The sequence below is a fragment of the Mesorhizobium sp. M7A.F.Ca.US.005.03.2.1 genome (assembly GCF_003997795.1).
GTDB lineage: Bacteria > Pseudomonadota > Alphaproteobacteria > Rhizobiales > Rhizobiaceae > Mesorhizobium > Mesorhizobium ciceri.
Genome location: NZ_RZRP01001522.1, coordinates 1 through 610 on the forward strand (window position 1 = coordinate 1; position 610 = coordinate 610).

Below are 610 nucleotides of genomic sequence, written 5' to 3' on the forward strand. Positions count from 1 at the left end.
AACGGAGCCTGGAAGACGAGTTGAATGCGCTGCTGGGCGCCGTGCGGGAAGTCATGGCGCCCAGCAGCGCATTCAACTCGTCTTCCAGGCTCCGTTCGTCCGCAATCGGGGCGTGCACCGCCGGCGCGACATTGGCTTCTGGCGCCGCCGGCTGGACCATAGCGGCAGCAACTTCGGCGACCGGCTCTTCGACCGTTTCGGCGAACGAATCTTCAAAGTTCAGGTCGAAGGCATCGTCCGACAGGCCTTCAGGGCTGGAAATCTCGCTTGTTGAGTCCGCAGCATCGGCAAGCACTTCATGCGCTTCCGGCTCGTCGAAGGCGATCGGCTCATCCGCGCGAACGTCGAAATCCATGTCGACATCGGCCATGGCATCGTCGAGGCCAGCAAAGCTCTCGTCGGAGATTGCCTGGCCGTCAAGCGCCGCCGCCTGCTCCGGCATGGCATGCTCGACGGGATCGGCGGCCATGAATGACTGTTCCGCCGCCGAATGGTCGTCGAGCATCAGCTCGTCTTCAAGCGACATTGCCACCGCATCGTCGAACTCGTCATCGGAGGCAACCGGCTCGACAGAAGCGGGCGTATCGGCAACGCTGTACAGGGCCTCTTC

1 pseudogene is annotated in these 610 nt (G+C 63.0%); it reads right to left on the reverse strand.

Annotation, left to right across the window (positions count from 1 at the left end):
• Nucleotides 1-610 (reverse strand): annotated as a pseudogene (locus EN991_RS38875) (SPOR domain-containing protein); the annotation flags it as partial.